General features: G+C 60.4%; 16 protein-coding genes and 4 pseudogenes. 4 read left to right on the top strand and 16 right to left on the bottom strand.

What is annotated here, in order from left to right; translation table 11 throughout:
- Positions 1-156 precede the first annotated feature (156 nt).
- The 5 genes and pseudogenes from NKH80_RS27840 to NKH80_RS27820 form a co-directional block, all read right to left on the bottom strand.
- Positions 157-1,187, bottom strand: a pseudogene (locus tag NKH80_RS27840) (IS110 family RNA-guided transposase).
- Between the two features lie 176 nt (positions 1,188-1,363).
- Positions 1,364-1,498 (bottom strand): annotated as a pseudogene (locus NKH80_RS27835) (helix-turn-helix domain-containing protein); the annotation flags it as partial.
- 285 nt (positions 1,499-1,783) lie between these two features.
- A pseudogene (locus NKH80_RS27830) lies at positions 1,784-2,069 on the bottom strand (IS110 family transposase); the annotation flags it as partial.
- A 78-nt stretch (positions 2,070-2,147) separates the two neighbouring features.
- Entirely contained in the window at positions 2,148-2,366 is a 219-nt protein-coding gene (locus NKH80_RS27825; protein WP_352994940.1) for a helix-turn-helix domain-containing protein, read from the bottom strand.
- Positions 2,367-2,500: 134 nt separating this feature from the next.
- On the bottom strand, positions 2,501-2,746 hold the full coding sequence (locus NKH80_RS27820; RefSeq protein ID WP_352994938.1) for a helix-turn-helix domain-containing protein: 246 nt from the start codon (positions 2,744-2,746) through the stop codon (positions 2,501-2,503).
- A gap of 119 nt (positions 2,747-2,865) precedes the next feature.
- Here NKH80_RS27820 and NKH80_RS27815 point away from each other — a divergent pair, with 119 nt between their 5' ends.
- Positions 2,866-3,189 (top strand): DNA -binding domain-containing protein, encoded by a 324-nt coding sequence (locus NKH80_RS27815; RefSeq protein WP_352994936.1) that lies wholly within the window; start codon positions 2,866-2,868, stop codon positions 3,187-3,189.
- Here NKH80_RS27815 and NKH80_RS27810 read toward each other — a convergent pair.
- From NKH80_RS27810 to NKH80_RS27795, 4 genes are all read right to left on the bottom strand, one after another.
- Complete coding sequence (locus NKH80_RS27810; RefSeq protein WP_352994933.1) at positions 3,155-3,628, bottom strand: DNA -binding domain-containing protein; 474 nt, start codon at positions 3,626-3,628, stop codon at positions 3,155-3,157. The genes NKH80_RS27815 and NKH80_RS27810 overlap by 35 nt on opposite strands.
- 79 nt (positions 3,629-3,707) lie before the next feature.
- Positions 3,708-3,965: a transcriptional regulator domain-containing protein gene (locus NKH80_RS27805; RefSeq protein WP_352994930.1), complete on the bottom strand. Its 258-nt coding sequence runs from the start codon at positions 3,963-3,965 to the stop codon at positions 3,708-3,710.
- A 34-nt stretch (positions 3,966-3,999) separates the two neighbouring features.
- Positions 4,000-4,626 (bottom strand): acyl-homoserine-lactone synthase, encoded by a 627-nt coding sequence (locus tag NKH80_RS27800; RefSeq protein WP_352994928.1) that lies wholly within the window; start codon positions 4,624-4,626, stop codon positions 4,000-4,002.
- A gap of 104 nt (positions 4,627-4,730) precedes the next feature.
- Positions 4,731-4,892, bottom strand: coding sequence for a hypothetical protein (locus NKH80_RS27795; protein ID WP_189556919.1), 162 nt, complete (start codon positions 4,890-4,892; stop codon positions 4,731-4,733).
- Between NKH80_RS27795 and istA the strand changes: the two genes are divergently transcribed.
- Positions 4,891-5,649, top strand: coding sequence for an IS21 family transposase (gene istA, locus NKH80_RS27790; protein ID WP_352994923.1), 759 nt, complete (start codon positions 4,891-4,893; stop codon positions 5,647-5,649). The two genes, NKH80_RS27795 and istA, sit on opposite strands and share 2 nt — an antisense overlap.
- Here the strand turns inward: istA and NKH80_RS27785 are convergent.
- The 3 genes from NKH80_RS27785 to NKH80_RS27775 all read right to left on the bottom strand — a co-directional run bounded on the left by NKH80_RS27785 (position 5,644) and on the right by NKH80_RS27775 (position 8,982).
- On the bottom strand, positions 5,644-7,722 hold the full coding sequence (locus tag NKH80_RS27785; RefSeq protein WP_352848618.1) for a recombinase family protein: 2,079 nt from the start codon (positions 7,720-7,722) through the stop codon (positions 5,644-5,646). The genes istA and NKH80_RS27785 overlap by 6 nt on opposite strands.
- A 258-nt stretch (positions 7,723-7,980) precedes the next feature.
- Positions 7,981-8,460 (bottom strand): helix-turn-helix domain-containing protein, encoded by a 480-nt coding sequence (locus NKH80_RS27780; RefSeq protein ID WP_352493705.1) that lies wholly within the window; start codon positions 8,458-8,460, stop codon positions 7,981-7,983.
- Positions 8,461-8,628: 168 nt separating this feature from the next.
- A complete protein-coding gene (locus NKH80_RS27775; protein ID WP_352994919.1) occupies positions 8,629-8,982 on the bottom strand; it encodes a DUF5372 family protein in 354 nt (117 codons plus the stop codon).
- A 14-nt stretch (positions 8,983-8,996) separates the two neighbouring features.
- Between NKH80_RS27775 and NKH80_RS27770 the strand changes: the two genes are divergently transcribed.
- Both NKH80_RS27770 and istB read left to right on the top strand, forming a co-directional pair.
- The gene (locus tag NKH80_RS27770) at positions 8,997-9,713 is read left to right on the top strand and encodes a Mu transposase domain-containing protein (protein WP_352906081.1); all 717 of its coding nucleotides are present in this window, start codon (positions 8,997-8,999) and stop codon (positions 9,711-9,713) included.
- A 12-nt stretch (positions 9,714-9,725) separates the two neighbouring features.
- On the top strand, positions 9,726-10,481 hold the full coding sequence (gene istB / locus NKH80_RS27765) for an IS21-like element helper ATPase IstB (protein WP_125007203.1): 756 nt from the start codon (positions 9,726-9,728) through the stop codon (positions 10,479-10,481).
- A 177-nt stretch (positions 10,482-10,658) separates the two neighbouring features.
- On the opposite strand, the pseudogene NKH80_RS30175 reads toward istB, so the two are convergent.
- The 4 genes and pseudogenes from NKH80_RS30175 to NKH80_RS27740 form a co-directional block, all read right to left on the bottom strand.
- A pseudogene (locus tag NKH80_RS30175) lies at positions 10,659-11,385 on the bottom strand (helix-turn-helix transcriptional regulator).
- Between the two features lie 447 nt (positions 11,386-11,832).
- Positions 11,833-13,239, bottom strand: coding sequence for an aminotransferase (locus tag NKH80_RS27750; RefSeq protein WP_352994909.1), 1,407 nt, complete (start codon positions 13,237-13,239; stop codon positions 11,833-11,835).
- A gap of 160 nt (positions 13,240-13,399) precedes the next feature.
- Positions 13,400-13,897, bottom strand: a complete 498-nt coding sequence (locus tag NKH80_RS27745; RefSeq protein ID WP_352994907.1) for an Lrp/AsnC family transcriptional regulator — start codon at positions 13,895-13,897, stop codon at positions 13,400-13,402.
- A 466-nt stretch (positions 13,898-14,363) separates the two neighbouring features.
- Positions 14,364-15,908, bottom strand: a complete 1,545-nt coding sequence (locus NKH80_RS27740) for a fumarate hydratase (RefSeq protein ID WP_352994905.1) — start codon at positions 15,906-15,908, stop codon at positions 14,364-14,366.
- Positions 15,909-15,914 lie beyond the last annotated feature (6 nt).

The following is a 15,914-nucleotide window of genomic DNA, read 5'->3' as shown; positions in this document are numbered from 1 at the left end:
CTTCCTATGTTCGTTACGCACTCTGCTAACGAGGCAGTTGCTTCCCGCTTCGCGGAATGATCTCAGCCACGTCCCGGCAGGGACGGATCGGTGCGTCCTAAGAACGCTATCGGTTGGATGGCCTGAAGAAATCGTCGCAGGCCAGCGTCTGCAGGATCAGGCAGCGGCGGGCGTTCCTCCGTGCGGATCGAACAGCTCGCCCGTCCGGAGCATCGCATGCATGATCACTGCCAGCTTGCGCGCCAGGGCCACGGCCGCTCGCTTGAAGCCGAGCCGTTCTTTCAGCTCCAACGCCCAGGTTCGCAGGGTGCTGGTATCCGTCGACCGGTTCAGAATGACCGCGGCCGCCTCGTATAGCAGTCCGCGCAACTGATTGTCGCCACGGCGCGAGATATGGCCGTCATTATCGACCTCGCCGGACTGGTAGCGCCTCGGGGTCAGGCCCACCCATGCACCCACGGCGCGCGAGTTCCTGAAGTTCGCCGGATCCTCCACGGCCGCGGCAAAGGCGGTGGCTGTGACGGTGCCTACGCCGGGCACTGACATGAGCAGACGGCAGTGCTGGTCCTCACGCGCCATAGCGGCCAGCTGCTTGCTCAGCTCTGCTGTTTGGATTCGCATATCACTCCACGCCTGAAGCATCGGTGCAACGATGCGCGCCAGCTTTTGTTCGCCTGCAGAAGGTCGCGAACGTTGCGCTCGAACACGCTGCCGGCGCCCTTGGGCACGACGAGGCCGAACGTCTTCATCAACCCACGGATCTGGTTGGATATCTGCAAACGCATTTTAAGAAGCTGGCGCCGCGCGGTGATCAGCGTGCAGATCAACATGCTGTCAAAACCTTTGACCCGAACCTCTCGGTAGAAGCCGACCTCGGCCAGATGTGCCAGGCCATCGGCATCATTCGCATCGGTCTTGTTCGCGGCCATGTCGAGCGCGGCCTTGGCATGCCGCGCGTCGATGCAGATCACCGGCAGGCCCTCTGCCGTCAGCGCATGGTAGAACCACACCGACAGCGGCCCCGTCTCGAACACGACCCGCCGAACATACGGGGCGCGCTTGCGGATCACCGCCGCGAGCAGTTGCGGGTCGGACGCGCACTTGCCCCGCCAAATCCTCTTGCCGTCCTGCCGGATCGATATTGCCGTCTCTTTCATGGATACGTCGAGACCGATATACTGCTTCATGGCTGTCCTCCGTTCGATGCCTGGGCCCGGTGTCGATCGTGAGCCCGTTCTTCATCCTAGCGGGGGACAGCCAGCCGGCTAGATGTTCGAACATCGCCGCCACATCTTAGGTGGCCACCGCTCCCGCGATTACGTCATGTTCGTGCAATGCCTTATCGGACGTACCGGAAAAGCCGCTACTGCGCCACCTTAAGGTGCTTTTGCACCACGGCTAGCAATTTCAGCGCCAGGCCGCTCGGTCGCTTGGCGCCGCTCTCCCACTTCTGCACCGTCGATTCCGACGTGTTGAGATAGCGCGCGTACACCGGCTGCCTGTTCGATCGCCTGGCACAGATCGGCGTCCGAAATCCGCGCCTTGCGCGCCGCCTTGGCGAGCTAGGCTGTCCGTTGCGTCCCGTGGTGATGACGCTCTACACGTCAGTCAGATCCTCGGGACATTGGCCATCGCGCGCGTGGTACTGCCACCAGTTTTCGGCGCCGCGCGTTGAAACGACCAGGCATTAGGCTTATCCGGCGCCGGCTCGATCAAGCCCAAACGAACGAGCGGAATGATGGTCTATTCGCCGATCGACTTGTCCTCATACGAATGCCCGGGCAATTTTGGCGTCGACGTCTTTCAGATGAGTTTGCAGTTGCGCATATTCCTTGAGCATGGAGCGCGAACAGCTCCCGCGCCAAAATCCGGCAGCGTCCCATCTGCAACGATTCGCTCGAGCAGCGGTTCGATCTGCACATTCCTCGGCGGCGATCAGCCCATGTTCTGTCGCATAGTTGCGGATCGCATTGGCGAGTTGCGTGCGATTGCGTATCAGCCTGTCGCGCAAGCCAACTAGCAGCAATGCCGCCTGGTTCGGCTGTCTTGACCGGTATGAAGCGCATCGTCGAGATTCTACGCCCTCGCATGCGCGACCGGTGTGCGCCGTCATCTTAATTAAAGAAGACCGGGTCTCTGGGAATGTCTCAGGCCTGTTTGTCGGGCCGCATGAGTTCCATGTGGCTCACGCCGAGGGCTTGTGCCAACTCGTAGATCGTGACGATCGTCGGATTTCTGCGGCCTTTCTCCAAACCACTTATATACTGCTGACTGAAGCCGGAAATCTCGGCAAGCTGCTCCTGCGTCAGATGGTTCTTCTGCCTGAACCTCTGCACATTTCGTCCGACCAACTGGCGCATGTCCATCCGCCCAAGTCAGCGGATTAGGCATCTTGAGTTTATCAACTATAATATGTATTCCACACCGTGCGTCTCAATCCGCCGACCGCGGACGAGGCCGTGTTGAGGGCCTTTGTTGAGCAATCGAAGCCCGACGCCACCTATAGGTCACGAGAGCGACGCATTTGTGCCAGAAGCTCGCAAGGATCGATCTTGAGAGCCTCGGTTACGTCGAGAAACTCAATTACGTCCAGCCTGCGTTCACCACCCTCATACTTGGCGACGAACGACTGCGGGCGCCTTAGCATTTCAGCAATCTGGCTCTGGGTGAATCCGTTATTTTTGCGCGCCGCAATCAACCTTTTCAGCAGCCGGCGCTGGCGGGGTGATCGAAGGGATTTCGGCATCAGACGAATCGGCCAGGAAGAAACTGGCTCACCGACTAATCCCAATTTTGGATTATCCCATTTTAGGATATTATGCAGTCAAAGGTGGACGCGGGATAATTCATACAGCGAGACATGAGATGGAAGACAGATTGCTCCAACCTGCTGTTGTCGACGAGGTCCCCTGGGCGGAGAGCCTGACCGCTTATGACAATGAGCACTTCAGGATTTATCTGAGACTCATAGACGCGTGCGCCGACAATGCCGGCGAAGAAGAAATGGCGCAGGCAATATTGGGCATCGATCCAGCGCAAGAGCCAGCTCGCGCTCGAAAGGCGGTTCGCAGCCATCTCGCGCGAGCGCACTGGCTGGTGACCTCGGGGTATAAAGAGCTGTTCTCGCCTGAAGAAAACCAAAAGGCGGCGATCGCTATAGAAGAAACCGCCTGTACCCGCCGTTCATGAGCGAGCGCCCGCGTCTGACGGCACGGCGCACGCCATCACGAAGATGGTCTCCGGGATCGGCCGAGTCGCGTTCGACGCGGGTTTTGCCGAAGAAAGCGAGAGCGATCTCGCGGTGCGGCGCGCCGGCGATGGAGCCGTCGAGCGCACGCAAGACCCAGCGCAACCGCGAGCGACGGAGGTCGGCCGGAAAGAATCTCGGTGGCAGCCTTCCGGTCGACCAGAGGCCGTTCCGACATTCCAGCCCGTTCAGACGCTGCTTTAGTTCCTCAGGCGGCCAGAAGACGGTGGACGTCAATCGCGCAGGTTCAAGGAGGCTCGCGCCGGAAACAGCCAGCTGCAAGCTCCTGCCACTATCCTCGACAAGGACGTGCTGATGCCCGTCCAGCGTGACCAGTATAGAGATGCGGCAGGAACGCGCGGCGAAATCGAGCACGTTCATCCCGCGCGGCCGCGCCGCATGTTCGGCAACAAGGGGCAAAACATGCGGCCATTCGCTGGGGCACCAGTAGACGCCCGCATCAGGTTCGATAGAGCTTGCAAAACAGAAGGCCCCACGGCGAAAGATCGACAGTGTTCGACGGCAGCATGATGATGTCCACGTACCCGGCTTTCGCACGTTCGGCGCGGCGCAACGCGTTCGTCAGATGGTTCTGGAAGTCCAGATTGCGCCTGAGGAATTCCCAGGCCCAGCCTCGGCTGGTCAGCTGCTCGACATAGCCATAGGCATCATCATCTTGCCAGTCCGGCCACGCAGGGCCAAGTCTCGTCTCGTTCATTGCACCATTTCCGAGGAAGATTGGATCCCGAAGCTCAGGCGATCTTCATGACCGGCGCCCACAGCACCGGGCCCTTGAAGCCGCCATTGCGATGGAGGGCTTGCAAGCTCTCGGTAGAGACGTTGAGATGTCCGGCAACGGCGCGCGTGGTGCCGATTGTCTGCGGATCGGACAACCGTTCCAGTGGCCAGCCAGCGCGACGCAGGATCCGCTCTACACGCAGATCCGTCACGGTGACGATGCTGCGCAGACCGCGTGACAAACCAAACTCGACCATCCCGGCAAACAGCTCGCAGGTGCCAATAGCGATCCCCGCCTGTTTCGGCGCGGCAGGCGGAAGATCAAGCGCAAAACGGCTGCTTTCCCAAACCCGTGGATCTTCCGGCGCCCAACGGTCTCCGAGCAGAGCGGAGAAGCTGTCGCGCAACATCGTCGGTCCGGTGGTCGGCAACAGGCGCACACAGCCGTCGATGCGCCCGGTCGGCGCGCGCAGCAAGAGATAGTGGGGGCGCAGCGCATCGAAAGGATCGATCTCATAGCCACCGCTGACCGAAACGTCCCAATCAAGTCGATCCCTGAAGACGCGATGCCGCAAGCGGTGCATCTGGTTGAGCTCGTTGGCGAACTCAGCGTAGCAACCCGGCGTGATCAACTGCATCATGACGGCCTTCTCCCTCGCATGGATAACGCCTGCGATTGAAGGCAAAGGCCGGAGTTGATACAACCTGTGTGCGGATTCCGACGTGAAGCCGGCCGCCATTCCGATCAAAGACCGGCCACCATTCCGATTTGAAGCCGGCCACCATTCCAATCAAAAGTCGGCCAGTTTTCGGCACTGAACATTACCTCCTGGGTCAGCAACTTTGGCATCAAATGCCCCGCGATGAACGGGGAGATTTTGATGCCGGCAAAGAGAAGGCTGACCATGAGACAGTTACGACAAATGCTGCGGCTTGCCGGAAGCGGGACCAGCTCCCGCGAGATTGCCGTCGTCTTGGGAATAGCGCGCAGCACGGTGCAGGATAATCTGCAGCGCGCAGCGGCGGTTGGATTGAGCTGGCCCTTGCCGGGCGAACTGACCGACGATGCGCTCGAGAACAAACTCTTCACTCGCAACGGCGTCAAACAGGGCACGAGAAGACGCACAGAACCAAACTGGGCCGATCTTGCCGTCGAGCTCAAGAAGCCCGGTGTCACCTTGCTCATCCTCTGGGAGGAGTATCGTGGGTCGCATCCCGAAGGATACGGCTACAGTCGCTTCTGCGAACTCTTTCGCAGTTTCGAGCAGCGGCTTTCGCCGACGATGCGCCAGGAGCATGCGGCCGGCGACAAGGTCTTCGTCGACTATTCCGGCAAGAAGATCCCGATTGTTGATCGCAAGACCGGTGAGATCCGCGAGGCAGAGATCTTCGTGGCAGTGCTCGGCGCATCCAGCTTCACCTATGCTGAAGCAACATGGACACAAACACTTCCCGACTGGATCGGCTCGCATGTTCGGATGTTTCGTTTCTTCGGAGGCGTTCCCCGGTTGGTCGTTCCCGACAATTTGAAGTCTGGCGTCAGCCGCGCCAGTTTCTACGATCCCGAGATCAACCGCAGCTACGGCATGATGGCATCCCACTATGGTGTCGGTGTCCTGCCGGCACGGCCGCGACGGCCGAAGGACAAGGCAATTGTTTCATAGTGAGTCCTGTTCGGTTGATGGCACGGTAATTGAGGCACGGCGGGCGGGAACGGCGTTTCGGCCCGGGCGGCCTTTGACGATCTCGAGGTCATGAGGAATGTCCCACAGACCACGGTTGAGATTGTCGCTGTAGACTTTGGTGATGAGGCCCTGGCGCCCCCATTGATGCACGGTGGTCTCGGCGATAGCGAAGCGCTCGGCCACTTCCTGGGTGGTGAGCATACCACAATCCCGCAGGCGCTGGCGGCGGCTGGACAGGTTATAGGCTCCGCGGATGAAGCCGATCTTCTTGAGATTGAACGGCTTGCCTTCCCAGCTCCGCAGGCCGCGTTCATTGAGGATATCGGCGATCTCACGATCGCAATGACGGTCGAGCAAGCGGTCGACCTCAGCGACCAGATCCGACTTGAACTTGCGTATCTGGGCGATCGGCAGGGGCCGCTCCAGCGTCAAGGTGCGGGTCGCCCCGCCGGATAGTCGCACGTTTGCGGTAATCATCTCGGCCTTGACCAGGGTGACGTCGGCGACCAGCAGCCGCAGGATGCGCTTGCGCTCGCGGACGTCGATGCGGGCATCGCTCCAGATCCGCGGGAACTGCTCGGCAAGATCGCGGACGCGTTGCTGCGTCTCGGCATCGAGGGCAGCGGCTTCCTCGGGCGCGCGTCGTTCATAGTCCTCGACGACGTCGGTGTGAAGCCGCAGCTTCTCGTTCCACTCGGCCTCGAGAGTGTCGGCAACGAGGCGATTGTCGGGATCGACCTTCATGTAGCGGCGCCGGGCGAGCTCAGCGTCATGACGCGTCCGCTCGATGTGTTGTCGGCGCAACGTGTCCATCTCGGCGGCGCGTGCCTCAAGCTCGCGCTGCACCGCCAGGGTGACCTCAAGGGTCATCGGCGTCATCAGCTCGACAAGCAATGCACCCACCGCCGGGTCGACGACTTTGCCGGGAACGGACTGGCAGACCTTGCCGCCACGGCGGGTGGCGGTCTCCTGGCAGATATAGGTCGGGACAGGCTGACCGTGCTCCTGGCTGTAATGGACGCCCATGCGCCCGCCGCAAAGGCCGCAGAGAACTCTGCCCTGGAGCAAGGCGGATCCTTCGCGGACCGGCCCGGCGCGGCGCTGCATTCCATAGGCTTGTGCATTGGTGGCGAGACGCTCCTGGTTGGCCTTGAAGCGCTCCCAGTCGATATAGCCCGGATGCAGGTCGGGCATGACGAACCGCCAGTCAGCCATACCAACCTTGATCTGCGAGACGCCGCCGCCCGGCCGGGGCCGTCCACGTGTTCGACCGTAGACGAAGGCGCCGGCATATCTCGGATTATGCAGGACCTGGAGGATGCGGGCGTGCCGTGGCGGCGCCCACATGAGTTCGCCTTTGTGCGGTCCCTTGCGCAGTCGTCGCGGGAACAGGATGCCTTCGTCGAGGAAGAACTTGACGGTTCTGGTTGCGCTGCCCAGGCGCTCGAAGGTCGTGAACACCATGCGGAGCGCGGCCTGCACCTCGGCGTCCGGGTCGAGTGCGAGGGTGCCATCGGGCAAGTAGACCAGGCCCACGGGCGGCCCTATCTTCAGATCGCCGCGGCTTGCCTTGTTGAGTTGGCCGCCGCGCATGCGCGCCTTGAGGAAGTGCAACTCCGCTTCCGACATCGTTCCTTTCAAACCCAAAAGAAGTCTGTCGTTGAAGCTGGCCGGGTCGTAGACGCCATCCTCATCGAGGATGAGGGTGCTGGTCAGGGCGCACAGCTCAAGCAGCCGGTGCCAGTCGGCGGAGTTGCGGGCCAGGCGCGAGACCTCCAGCCCCATGACGACGCCGGCCTTGGCGAGGGCTACTTCGCTGACCAGTTCCTGGAAGCCGTCGCGGGCAACGGCGCTGGATCCCGATTTGCCCAGGTCGCAGTCGATCACGTGGATGCGTTCGGCCGGCCAACCGGCGGCAATGGCGCGATCACGCAGCCCATACTGTCGCTGCGTGCTCTCGCCGTTCTCGGCGACCTGTCGCAGCGTAGACTGACGGATGTAGAGGTAGGCGTCGCGCCGCAGGTGATCGGCGGTGACTTTGAGGTCAGGCATGTGCTGGCTCCGCGGTTAGCGTGACAACAAGGCTGGCAAGGATGAGGGTGAGCTCGCTGGTGGCGATCGCGCCTGCCGACGGGGGGCGATGTACCGGGCAAGGCGGCGTAAAGTTGGGTGCTGTCGATGCGGCCTTGATCCAGGCGACCATGCCCTGACGGCGCAGCGTGAGCAGCCCTGATCCAGTAATCAGCTGGGCGCTGAGCACCGCGGTGCGCAGTTGTTTGTATGTGCCGACGAGGCTGGTCGCGCGGACGGTTAGGGCAGATCGAGTCGTTTTTTTTTGGGCGCCATGGCCCGCTCCAGACTTCGCCGGTGCACCCTGACGCCAAAGCGTGTGGCGATCGCGTCGATACATTGCGGCACGGTGAGGTCGGGCCGCGTCGCCCTGAGTTGGTCGATGTAGGTGAGGACCTCGGCAGAGATCTTGTGGCCGCCCTTTGGCCCCCGCTGCTGGGGCACCAGCCCGGCGAGGCCCTGGTCGGCCAAGGCGCTCTGAGCTTTGTAGAAGGTCGGCCGCGAGACCCCGAAGGCGCTGGCGACGTCGCTGATCGGCACGCGATCGGCCTGATGGCGGCGCACCATCTCGTAGCGGACCTGCACAAGGTCCCTGGCATCGAAGAAGGGATTGGCGGCAAACAGCGTGTCGCTCACGGCCTCGGGGTGGGGGTTGAGCGCGCCGTCGCGGGCCAAGGCCTCGGCCTTTGGGTCGCGACGTCTTGGCTTTGGCTTCGCCATGCCCATCGTCCAAAACTGATTCGTAAATATAAATACGCCTTACTTGATGAGACGTCAAACAAGGAAGATCCGCGATGCCCGGGATAAGTCCTGCAATTGCGGGCATAGCTCCGGTGCGCAAGCAAGCGGTGCGGCGTAATTTGCCTTACACAAGCGGCGTATTTAACCTTACGCATCCTCCGCCTCCGCCGGCGCAGAGATCCGATCCAGCAGCGTCAGCAGATCCAATAGGTCGGATGTCCGGAAGGCCGCGCGCCCGGCGGCGACGCGCCGGAATGCGTCAGGCTGCTCCATGTCCGTCATTGCGGCGGCAATCGTGGGTAAGCTCCCGTCCGCCGCCCGGTAAATCACCCGGTCCTCGCCCCAATGCGGGCTGCGGCTGATCATCTCGAAGCTCTGGCCTTTAAGCGGGTGGAATGGGTGAGTAATGCGGACCGTGAGGCCGGTCGTCCCCACACGGGCTGCAGTTGACGGCTTTATCCAAATCCAAAGTCGAGAACGGCGTCCGCTTCGCCCAATCATGCATTCTGGGGCGGATGCGCAATCAGACCTTCTTCTCGCTGGCCGAGGCCAATGCCGCCATTCGCCAGGCACTCGATCGCATCAATGATCACGTCATGCGCCGGCTGGGCGTCAGTCGCCGGCAGCTGTTCGAGAGTGTCGAGCGCCCGGCTTTGGCCAGTCTTCCACTGGAGGATTACGAGTTTGCCGAATGGCGTTTGGCCCGCGTCTCGACGGATTACCACGTCGAGTTCAAGACCTTCTTTTATTCCGTGCCGCACAGCCTCATTCGCCAGCAGGTCGATCTGAGAGCAACGGCACGCACCATCGAGATCTTCCACCGCGGCAAGCGCGTCGCGGTGCATCAGCGCCGCTATGGCGGTCCTCGCCATGGAACCGATCCGGATCACATGCCCAGCTCCCACCGGCGCTATGCCGAGTGGACGCCAGATCGCTTCCGTCGCTGGGCCGCATCCGTCGGCCCCGAGACGGAAGGCTTGATTGTCGCAATCCTCGCCAGCCGCCCACATCCTGAACAAGGCTTTCGAACATGCCTGGGTGTCCTGCGCCTGTTTCGCGATGTCACACGCGATCGCGCCGAAGCTGTGTCAGCCCGCGCTGTCGAGATCGGTGGCCTGAACTGCAAGAGCATTGCCTCGCTTATCGCCAATCACAAGGCCGCAAGGCATTCCACCGAACCGACCGCCATCGTCGATCACGCCAATCTGCGTGGCCCTGATTACTTTCATTGAGGAGACACACCAATGCTTATCCATCCCACCATCGACATGCTGCGCGAACTCGGCCTTCATGGCATGGCCACCGCCTTCCAGGAGCTCGACGCACAATCCGAAGCACGCGGCCTCGAGCATGGCGAATGGCTTGCCATGCTGCTTGAGCGCGAGGCTACCATGCGCCGCCAGAAGCGTTTCGAAGCCCGCGCCAGGGCTGCAAAGCTGCGCCATGACGCACAGATCGAGAATGCCGACTTCCGTGCCGCACGCGGTCTTGACCGCAATCTGTTCATGGCGCTCGCCGGCTGCGACTGGATCAGAAAGCATCACAGTCTTCTCATCACCGGGCCGGCGGGCGTGGGCAAGAGCTGGCTGGCCTGCGCTCTCGGCCACAAGGCCTGCCGCGAAGACTTCTCCGTCGCCTATCACCGCGTTCCCAGGCTGTTTGCAACTCTTGCCCTTGCCAGAGGCGACGGACGTTATGGCCGGATCCTCAAGCAACTTGCCAAAACCGACCTTCTCATTCTCGATGACTGGGGACCGGAAAAACTCAATGATGACCAGCGGCGTGATGTGCTTGAGATCATTGAAGACCGCTACGAACGCCGATCGACAATCGTCACCAGTCAGCTGCCTCTGGATCGCTGGTACGAGATCATTGCAAACCCAACTCTGGCCGATGCCATCCTGGACCGCCTCGTTCACAACGCCTATCGCATCGATCTCACCGGTGAAAGCATGCGAAAACAGCGCTCGCCAAGAGCGTCTGAAACAGCTCAAGCTTGACCTGAAACGAAACCCAATCCAAACATCAACGAGACCCAGGATCAGTCCGAAAAATGGCCGGCTTCAAATCGGAACACCGGCCGGATTGAAATCGGAATGACCGGCCGGCTTCAAATCGGAATCGATGGCCGGCTTCGTCGGAATACGCAACCTGTGCATGTGCACAGGTTTGGGAGGTCAAGTGACGTCCGATGGCCTGGATAGTGCCAGCCGAACGGCGGCCTGAATAGTTGTCGGCGCGCCAAGCTTCTTCCTGGCGTTGTCACGATGATAGGCCGCGGTGCGCCGACTGATCCCCAGGATGCGGCCGATCTCCCACGCCGTTTTGCCGCGAGCCGCCCACTTCAGACACTCGATTTCCCTTCGGGAGAGGACAATGCCATCTATGATCCTGCCGTCGCTCAGCTTCCGACAGGCATGGAAATGGAAGAAGATCGCGATGAGCTCGAGCGCGCGTTCATATCGATCGATCACACGGAAGAACAGTGGTTGCCTTTCATCGGAGGCGAAGGTCAGTGCTGCAAACAGGCCGCCGCTGTCATGGATCGGGATCGTGAAGCCGCAGTGAATGCCGAATTGCGTCGCCGCATCCATCAATTGTCGCTGCTGCGTCGCGTTTGAGATCAGCGCCGTGCGCATCCCAGTTGAATGGTTCCTGAGTACCACGCGCCTGATGGATCACCGGGTCCATCTTTTCATACTGACTGTGAAGGTAGTGAGATGTCCAGGCTTGAGGATAGGTGGAAATCAGGTCTACCTTGCGGCCCACGCCAGGCGAAGGGAAAAGATAGGCGAAAGACGGCAAATCGAGCGAAGAGGCAATCTCCGCCAATGCGTTGCGCAGGTCCGTCGTGTCAGCGCTGTATGCGATTTGCTCGACAAATCTATGAAAAACGTCTTGCATAGCTAAACTGCAGTGAGTTCGCCCACGGCCTCTGGCCGCACACAACGGAGCGCAGACGGCTCTGCCCGGCAGGAGACTGAGCTCGCTGCCGGGCCGGTGCGCCTTGGGAGGGCGATATTGCGGGCCTCTGGAGACCAATCTCGCATGAGAAGCTCAGCCTCACGGTTGGTCACTTATCAAGCGGCGGTCGGGAGAGCGTCTCCTTTATGATTTTTGCAGCAGGCTGACATTCTATGGTCGTCACCATCTCGATCGCGAAGGCGGTACTGCGTTTCGAGATTGGCGTCGCATTTTGCGGCATCGCCTCCGCACACCCTTGATGCAAACTGCCGTAAAAGCGACGCGGGTCGCTTCGGGCGGCGCCAGTTCATGACGCCATAGGGGTCTTGTTCCTGGACGGGATATCCTGGTCGATCCAAATGCAGGGCGTTCATCCGTCAGGTCAGATCATACCGCGCCCTCGGCCTTCAGCGCGCGATAGGTCGTATCGACCGATTTCGCAGTCGCATCGACGATGATGTCGATCTCTTTTCGGGTAATGATCAGAGGTGGGGCATAGCCGAGAATATCGCCGTGCGGCATGGCCCGGCCGATGACACCATTCTCAAACAGGGCAGCGGCGGCGCGCACGCCGACCTGAAGTCCGGGTTCAAATGGTACTCGCCCTTTAGGGTCCCGCATCAGCTCCACGGCGGATAGAATGCCGACGCCGCGAACCTCGCCAACAATCGGATGTCCCTCCAGTTCGGCTTTCATGCGGGCATGCCAGTACGGTCCGACATCCCGAACATGTTCCAAGATGTTTCTTTCCTTTAGCAATTTAATATTGGCAAGCGCGGCCGCCGCGCAAAGCGTGTGACCGGAATATGTCCAGCCATGGCCGAGTGGGCCGTGTTTCTCCGTTCCTTGTTCCAAGACCGACCAGACGCGGTCGCCGATAATTGACCCGGAGATGGGGAGGTAGGCGGAACTCAAGCCCTTGGCGATGGTCACGAAATCCGGACGCATGCCATAGAGGTGGGAACCGAATTTCTCACCGGTTCGAGCAAAGCCGCAGACCACTTCATCGGCGATAAGTAGGATATCGTACTTGTCGAGCACGCCTTGAATTGCGGTCCAGTATCCCTTTGGGGGTGGAACGATGCCCCCGGTCCCAAGTACCGGCTCTCCGATGAAAGCTGCAACCGTCTCCGGGCCTTCAGCGAGGATGAGAGTTTCAAGTTCGTTGGCACAGCGCCTGGAGAACGCTTCCTCGCTTTCGCCATCAAGCGTCTGGCGGTAATGGTGGGGCGCCGTCGTATGGCGCACCAAATTCAGAGGCAGGTCGAAGAAATCGTGAAAAAAGGGAAGGCCTGTCAGGCTACCGGTGACCAGCCCGGACCCGTGATATCCGCGATGCCGCGAGATGATCTTCTTCCTTTCAGGGCGGCCGAGGATATTGTTGTAGTACCAGACCAGCTTGATGTTGGTTTCGTTGGCGTCGGAACCGGAAAGGCCGAAATAGACCCTTCGCATGTTCTGACCGAAATATTCGACCACGGCCTCTGCCAAGAGGGCGACTGGCTCGGTGCCTTGGCTCGCATAGACATGGGCAAACGGCAACTCGTGCGCTTGCCGGGCGATAGCCTCGGCAATCTCCGTGCATCCATATCCCATATTGACGCAATAGAGCCCGCCGAAACCGTCGAGACTTTTCCGACCCTCCGTATCCCAGATGTAGACGCCTTCTGCACCGACCATAATCCGGTTTGGCGTTTCGCCGCGACTGTGCTTGGCCAAGTGCGTGGACGGATGGAAGACGAAGCTTCGATCCTTCTCCCGGAGTTGCTCGGTTCCCAGATTGCTCAAGCTCATCGTTTCTCTCCTCGCGATTAGTCGGCGGAGGACACTCAGCCGACTCCCCAGCAGTCAGCATACCGGCAAACAGCTCACGAATTTCGCGGGAATGCACGTCTCTTGCCGACGAATTCGCGGAATCGGCACCAATCGCCGTGGAAACCAAGGCTTCGGGAGTTTAGCGTTGTCGTAGTGCGGACAAGGGGATCGGTGAATTGGATTTCACTGGTTTTGTCACGACAAGGCTGTAGTATTGATCGATACCCAAGCCTGCCTGCAGCAGTCCCTCCATGAAATCCTGATACGCAGCCATAGAAGGAGACGAAACGCGCATCAGATAATCGATTCGCCCCCCGATAGCCCAGCAGTCAAGGATTTCCGGGAAGTCTTGGATCACAGCCTCGAAGTGTCGTTGGTCCTCGAGACGGTGGCGATCCAACACCACCTCGACCATCACAAAAACAATGCCCCCGACGAGGGCTGGACTTAATCGCGCATAGAACCCCTCAATGATCCCTGCGGCTTGAAGCACACGGAGCCGCTCCGAACAGGCCGAAGCCGAAAGGTGAACACGCTTTGCGAGCTCGCTTTTCGAAATCCGACCGTCTACTTGAATCTCTGAGAGAATCCGGACGTCCCAGGTGTCTAGTCGCACAGTGTCGGGTTTCGACTTCATGACCTTTGCTCTCAAGCCGTGGTCGCCAGCGCAATTAGTGCCAACCACTTCTATCATTAATTGAAGCGACCGAATGTAGTGGACGGCATCCAATCTCGGCCCGCAATGGCTGTAGAAGCCGTTGGCTATCGCCCCGCCGCCTAACGGGGCGGTGACGCAGCTGGAGAGGTATAAGCGCCGTTCGGCGGAGACCTCGTCGTAAATGATAGGGCATTTTGTGAATCTCCGATGCTTTACCTGATCGACGCCCCTGAAACAGGATCCAAGCATCGACCGCATGGACGGCATAGTCAGATGCAGTGTTTACATCGGCATTTGGCTTCGACATGCCTTGAAGGCCTTGTTTATTGGCTCGCCGACGGAGCCCGGGCACGCAAAAGCCACTCGTGTCACCGCTACGGTCCACAGTCCGGCGCCCAGTCCGATGCGCGACGTGGAGGCTGGCCGGATCACCCAGCCGGAAGAGTCAAACGCCGATGTTGCGTGCGATGCTGTCGGCCGCCATGCGCTTACGCCACTCAAGCGGTCCGGAATTGTGAATGGAATTTCCCTCGACATCGACAGCCATGATGACCGGCATGTCATGCACCTCGAATTCATAGATGGCTTCCATGCCCAGGTCTTCAAAGCCAACCAGCCGCGCCGCTTTGATAGATTTTGAAATCAGGTACGCAGCGCCACCCACCGCGATGAGATAGGGTGTCTTGTGTCTGACAATCGACTCGATGGCCGCCGGTCCCCTCTCCGCCTTACCCAGCATCGCGAAGAGCCCGGTCTCGGCGAGGATCTTTTCAGCAAAAGCGTCCATCCGGCTGGCGGTTGTTGGGCCAGCAGGCCCGACGACCTCATCCCTCACCGCGCGGACTGGTCCGACGTAGTAGATCACGCGTCCCCGCAGATCGACCGGGAGCGGCTTGCCGGCATCGATCAGGTCGACCATTCGCTGGTGGGCGGCGTCACGGCCCGTCAACATCTTTCCGGACAAAAGAAGGGTTTCCCCGCAGCGCCACGATGCCGTCTGTTCCTTCGTGAGCGCATCGAGATTGACCCGACGGACGCCGGTTGTATGCAAGTCCTCATGACCGATCTGGGGCCATTCGGAAAGATCGGGCGGTTGGAGCTGTACCGCTCCTGTGCCGTCCAAGGTAAACTTCAAGTGCCGGTTAGCGGCGCATTGCGGGATAAGTGCCACAGGCTTGGACGCCACATGTGTAGGATAGGTCGCAACCTTGACGTCAACCACTGTCGTCAGACCTCCAAGGCCCTGGGCGCCAATGCCGAGCGCGTTAATTCGCTCATAAAGCTCGATCCGCAGTTCCTCCTCCGCGTTTGAAGCCCCCCTGGAAAGCAGTTCCGACATGTCAATCGGCTCGTTCATGGCCTCCTTGGCCAGCAGCATCGCCTTTTCAGCGCTACCACCTATGCCGACGGAGATCAGGCCGGGTGGGCACCATCCGCTGCCAAGGGTCGAAACGGTGTCGACCACCCAGTCGGCAACGGACGCGCTGGGGGTCAGGGTGGTGAAACGCGCCTTGTTTTCCGACCCGCCGCCTTTTGCGGCAATGGTGATCTCAATCTGGTTACCGGGCACGAGCTCGATGTGGATGACCGCCGGCGTGTTGTCGCGGGTGTTGAACCGTCCGGCGAGTGGATCGGCAACGATCGATGCCCGAAGGGGGTTGTCCGGGTCGAGATATGCCCGACGGACGCCCTCATTCACGAGGTCAGCGAAACTGGCCGCTGATTTGATGCGGGCGTCCATGCCGACCTTTGCGAAGACCACCACGAGGCCGGTGTCCTGACAGATCGGGCGCCGCCCGAAGGCCGCCATGCGAGAGTTCAGCAGAATCTGCCCGATGGCGTTCTTCGCCGCCGGGCTCTGTTCGCGCGCGTATGCCTGCGAAAGGCACCGGATGTAGTCGGGGGGATGGTAGTACGAGATGTACTGAAGGGCGTCGGCGACGCTCTTTGTGATATCCTTGCCGGCAATGGTCCGTGTTTTTTTATTCACGAAATC

Origin of the sequence: Mesorhizobium sp. M0904 (genome assembly GCF_040319475.1) — a bacterium.
GTDB lineage: Bacteria > Pseudomonadota > Alphaproteobacteria > Rhizobiales > Rhizobiaceae > Mesorhizobium.
Note: the sequence above shows the minus strand (reverse complement) of the source record. Positions and strands in the feature narration are given on the sequence as shown.

Bases quoted from the DNA above. Each gene is read 5' to 3' on its own strand.
- istA (WP_352994923.1), top strand. From the start codon at position 4,891: ATGAGACAGTTACGACAAATGCTGCGGCTTGCCGGAAGCGGGACCAGC.
- NKH80_RS27795 (WP_189556919.1), bottom strand. From the start codon at position 4,892: ATGGTCAGCCTTCTCTTTGCCGGCATCAAAATCTCCCCGTTCATCGCG.
- NKH80_RS27825 (WP_352994940.1), bottom strand. From the start codon at position 2,366: ATGGACATGCGCCAGTTGGTCGGACGAAATGTGCAGAGGTTCAGGCAG.
- NKH80_RS27770 (WP_352906081.1), top strand. From the start codon at position 8,997: ATGCGCAATCAGACCTTCTTCTCGCTGGCCGAGGCCAATGCCGCCATT.
- NKH80_RS27750 (WP_352994909.1), bottom strand. From the start codon at position 13,239: ATGAGCTTGAGCAATCTGGGAACCGAGCAACTCCGGGAGAAGGATCGA.
- NKH80_RS27785 (WP_352848618.1), bottom strand. From the start codon at position 7,722: ATGCCTGACCTCAAAGTCACCGCCGATCACCTGCGGCGCGACGCCTAC.
- NKH80_RS27810 (WP_352994933.1), bottom strand. From the start codon at position 3,628: ATGAACGTGCTCGATTTCGCCGCGCGTTCCTGCCGCATCTCTATACTG.
- NKH80_RS27820 (WP_352994938.1), bottom strand. From the start codon at position 2,746: ATGCCGAAATCCCTTCGATCACCCCGCCAGCGCCGGCTGCTGAAAAGG.
- NKH80_RS27805 (WP_352994930.1), bottom strand. From the start codon at position 3,965: ATGAACGAGACGAGACTTGGCCCTGCGTGGCCGGACTGGCAAGATGAT.
- istB (WP_125007203.1), top strand. From the start codon at position 9,726: ATGCTTATCCATCCCACCATCGACATGCTGCGCGAACTCGGCCTTCAT.
- NKH80_RS27775 (WP_352994919.1), bottom strand. From the start codon at position 8,982: ATGATTGGGCGAAGCGGACGCCGTTCTCGACTTTGGATTTGGATAAAG.
- NKH80_RS27780 (WP_352493705.1), bottom strand. From the start codon at position 8,460: ATGGCGAAGCCAAAGCCAAGACGTCGCGACCCAAAGGCCGAGGCCTTG.
- NKH80_RS27800 (WP_352994928.1), bottom strand. From the start codon at position 4,626: ATGATGCAGTTGATCACGCCGGGTTGCTACGCTGAGTTCGCCAACGAG.
- NKH80_RS27745 (WP_352994907.1), bottom strand. From the start codon at position 13,897: ATGAAGTCGAAACCCGACACTGTGCGACTAGACACCTGGGACGTCCGG.
- NKH80_RS27815 (WP_352994936.1), top strand. From the start codon at position 2,866: ATGGAAGACAGATTGCTCCAACCTGCTGTTGTCGACGAGGTCCCCTGG.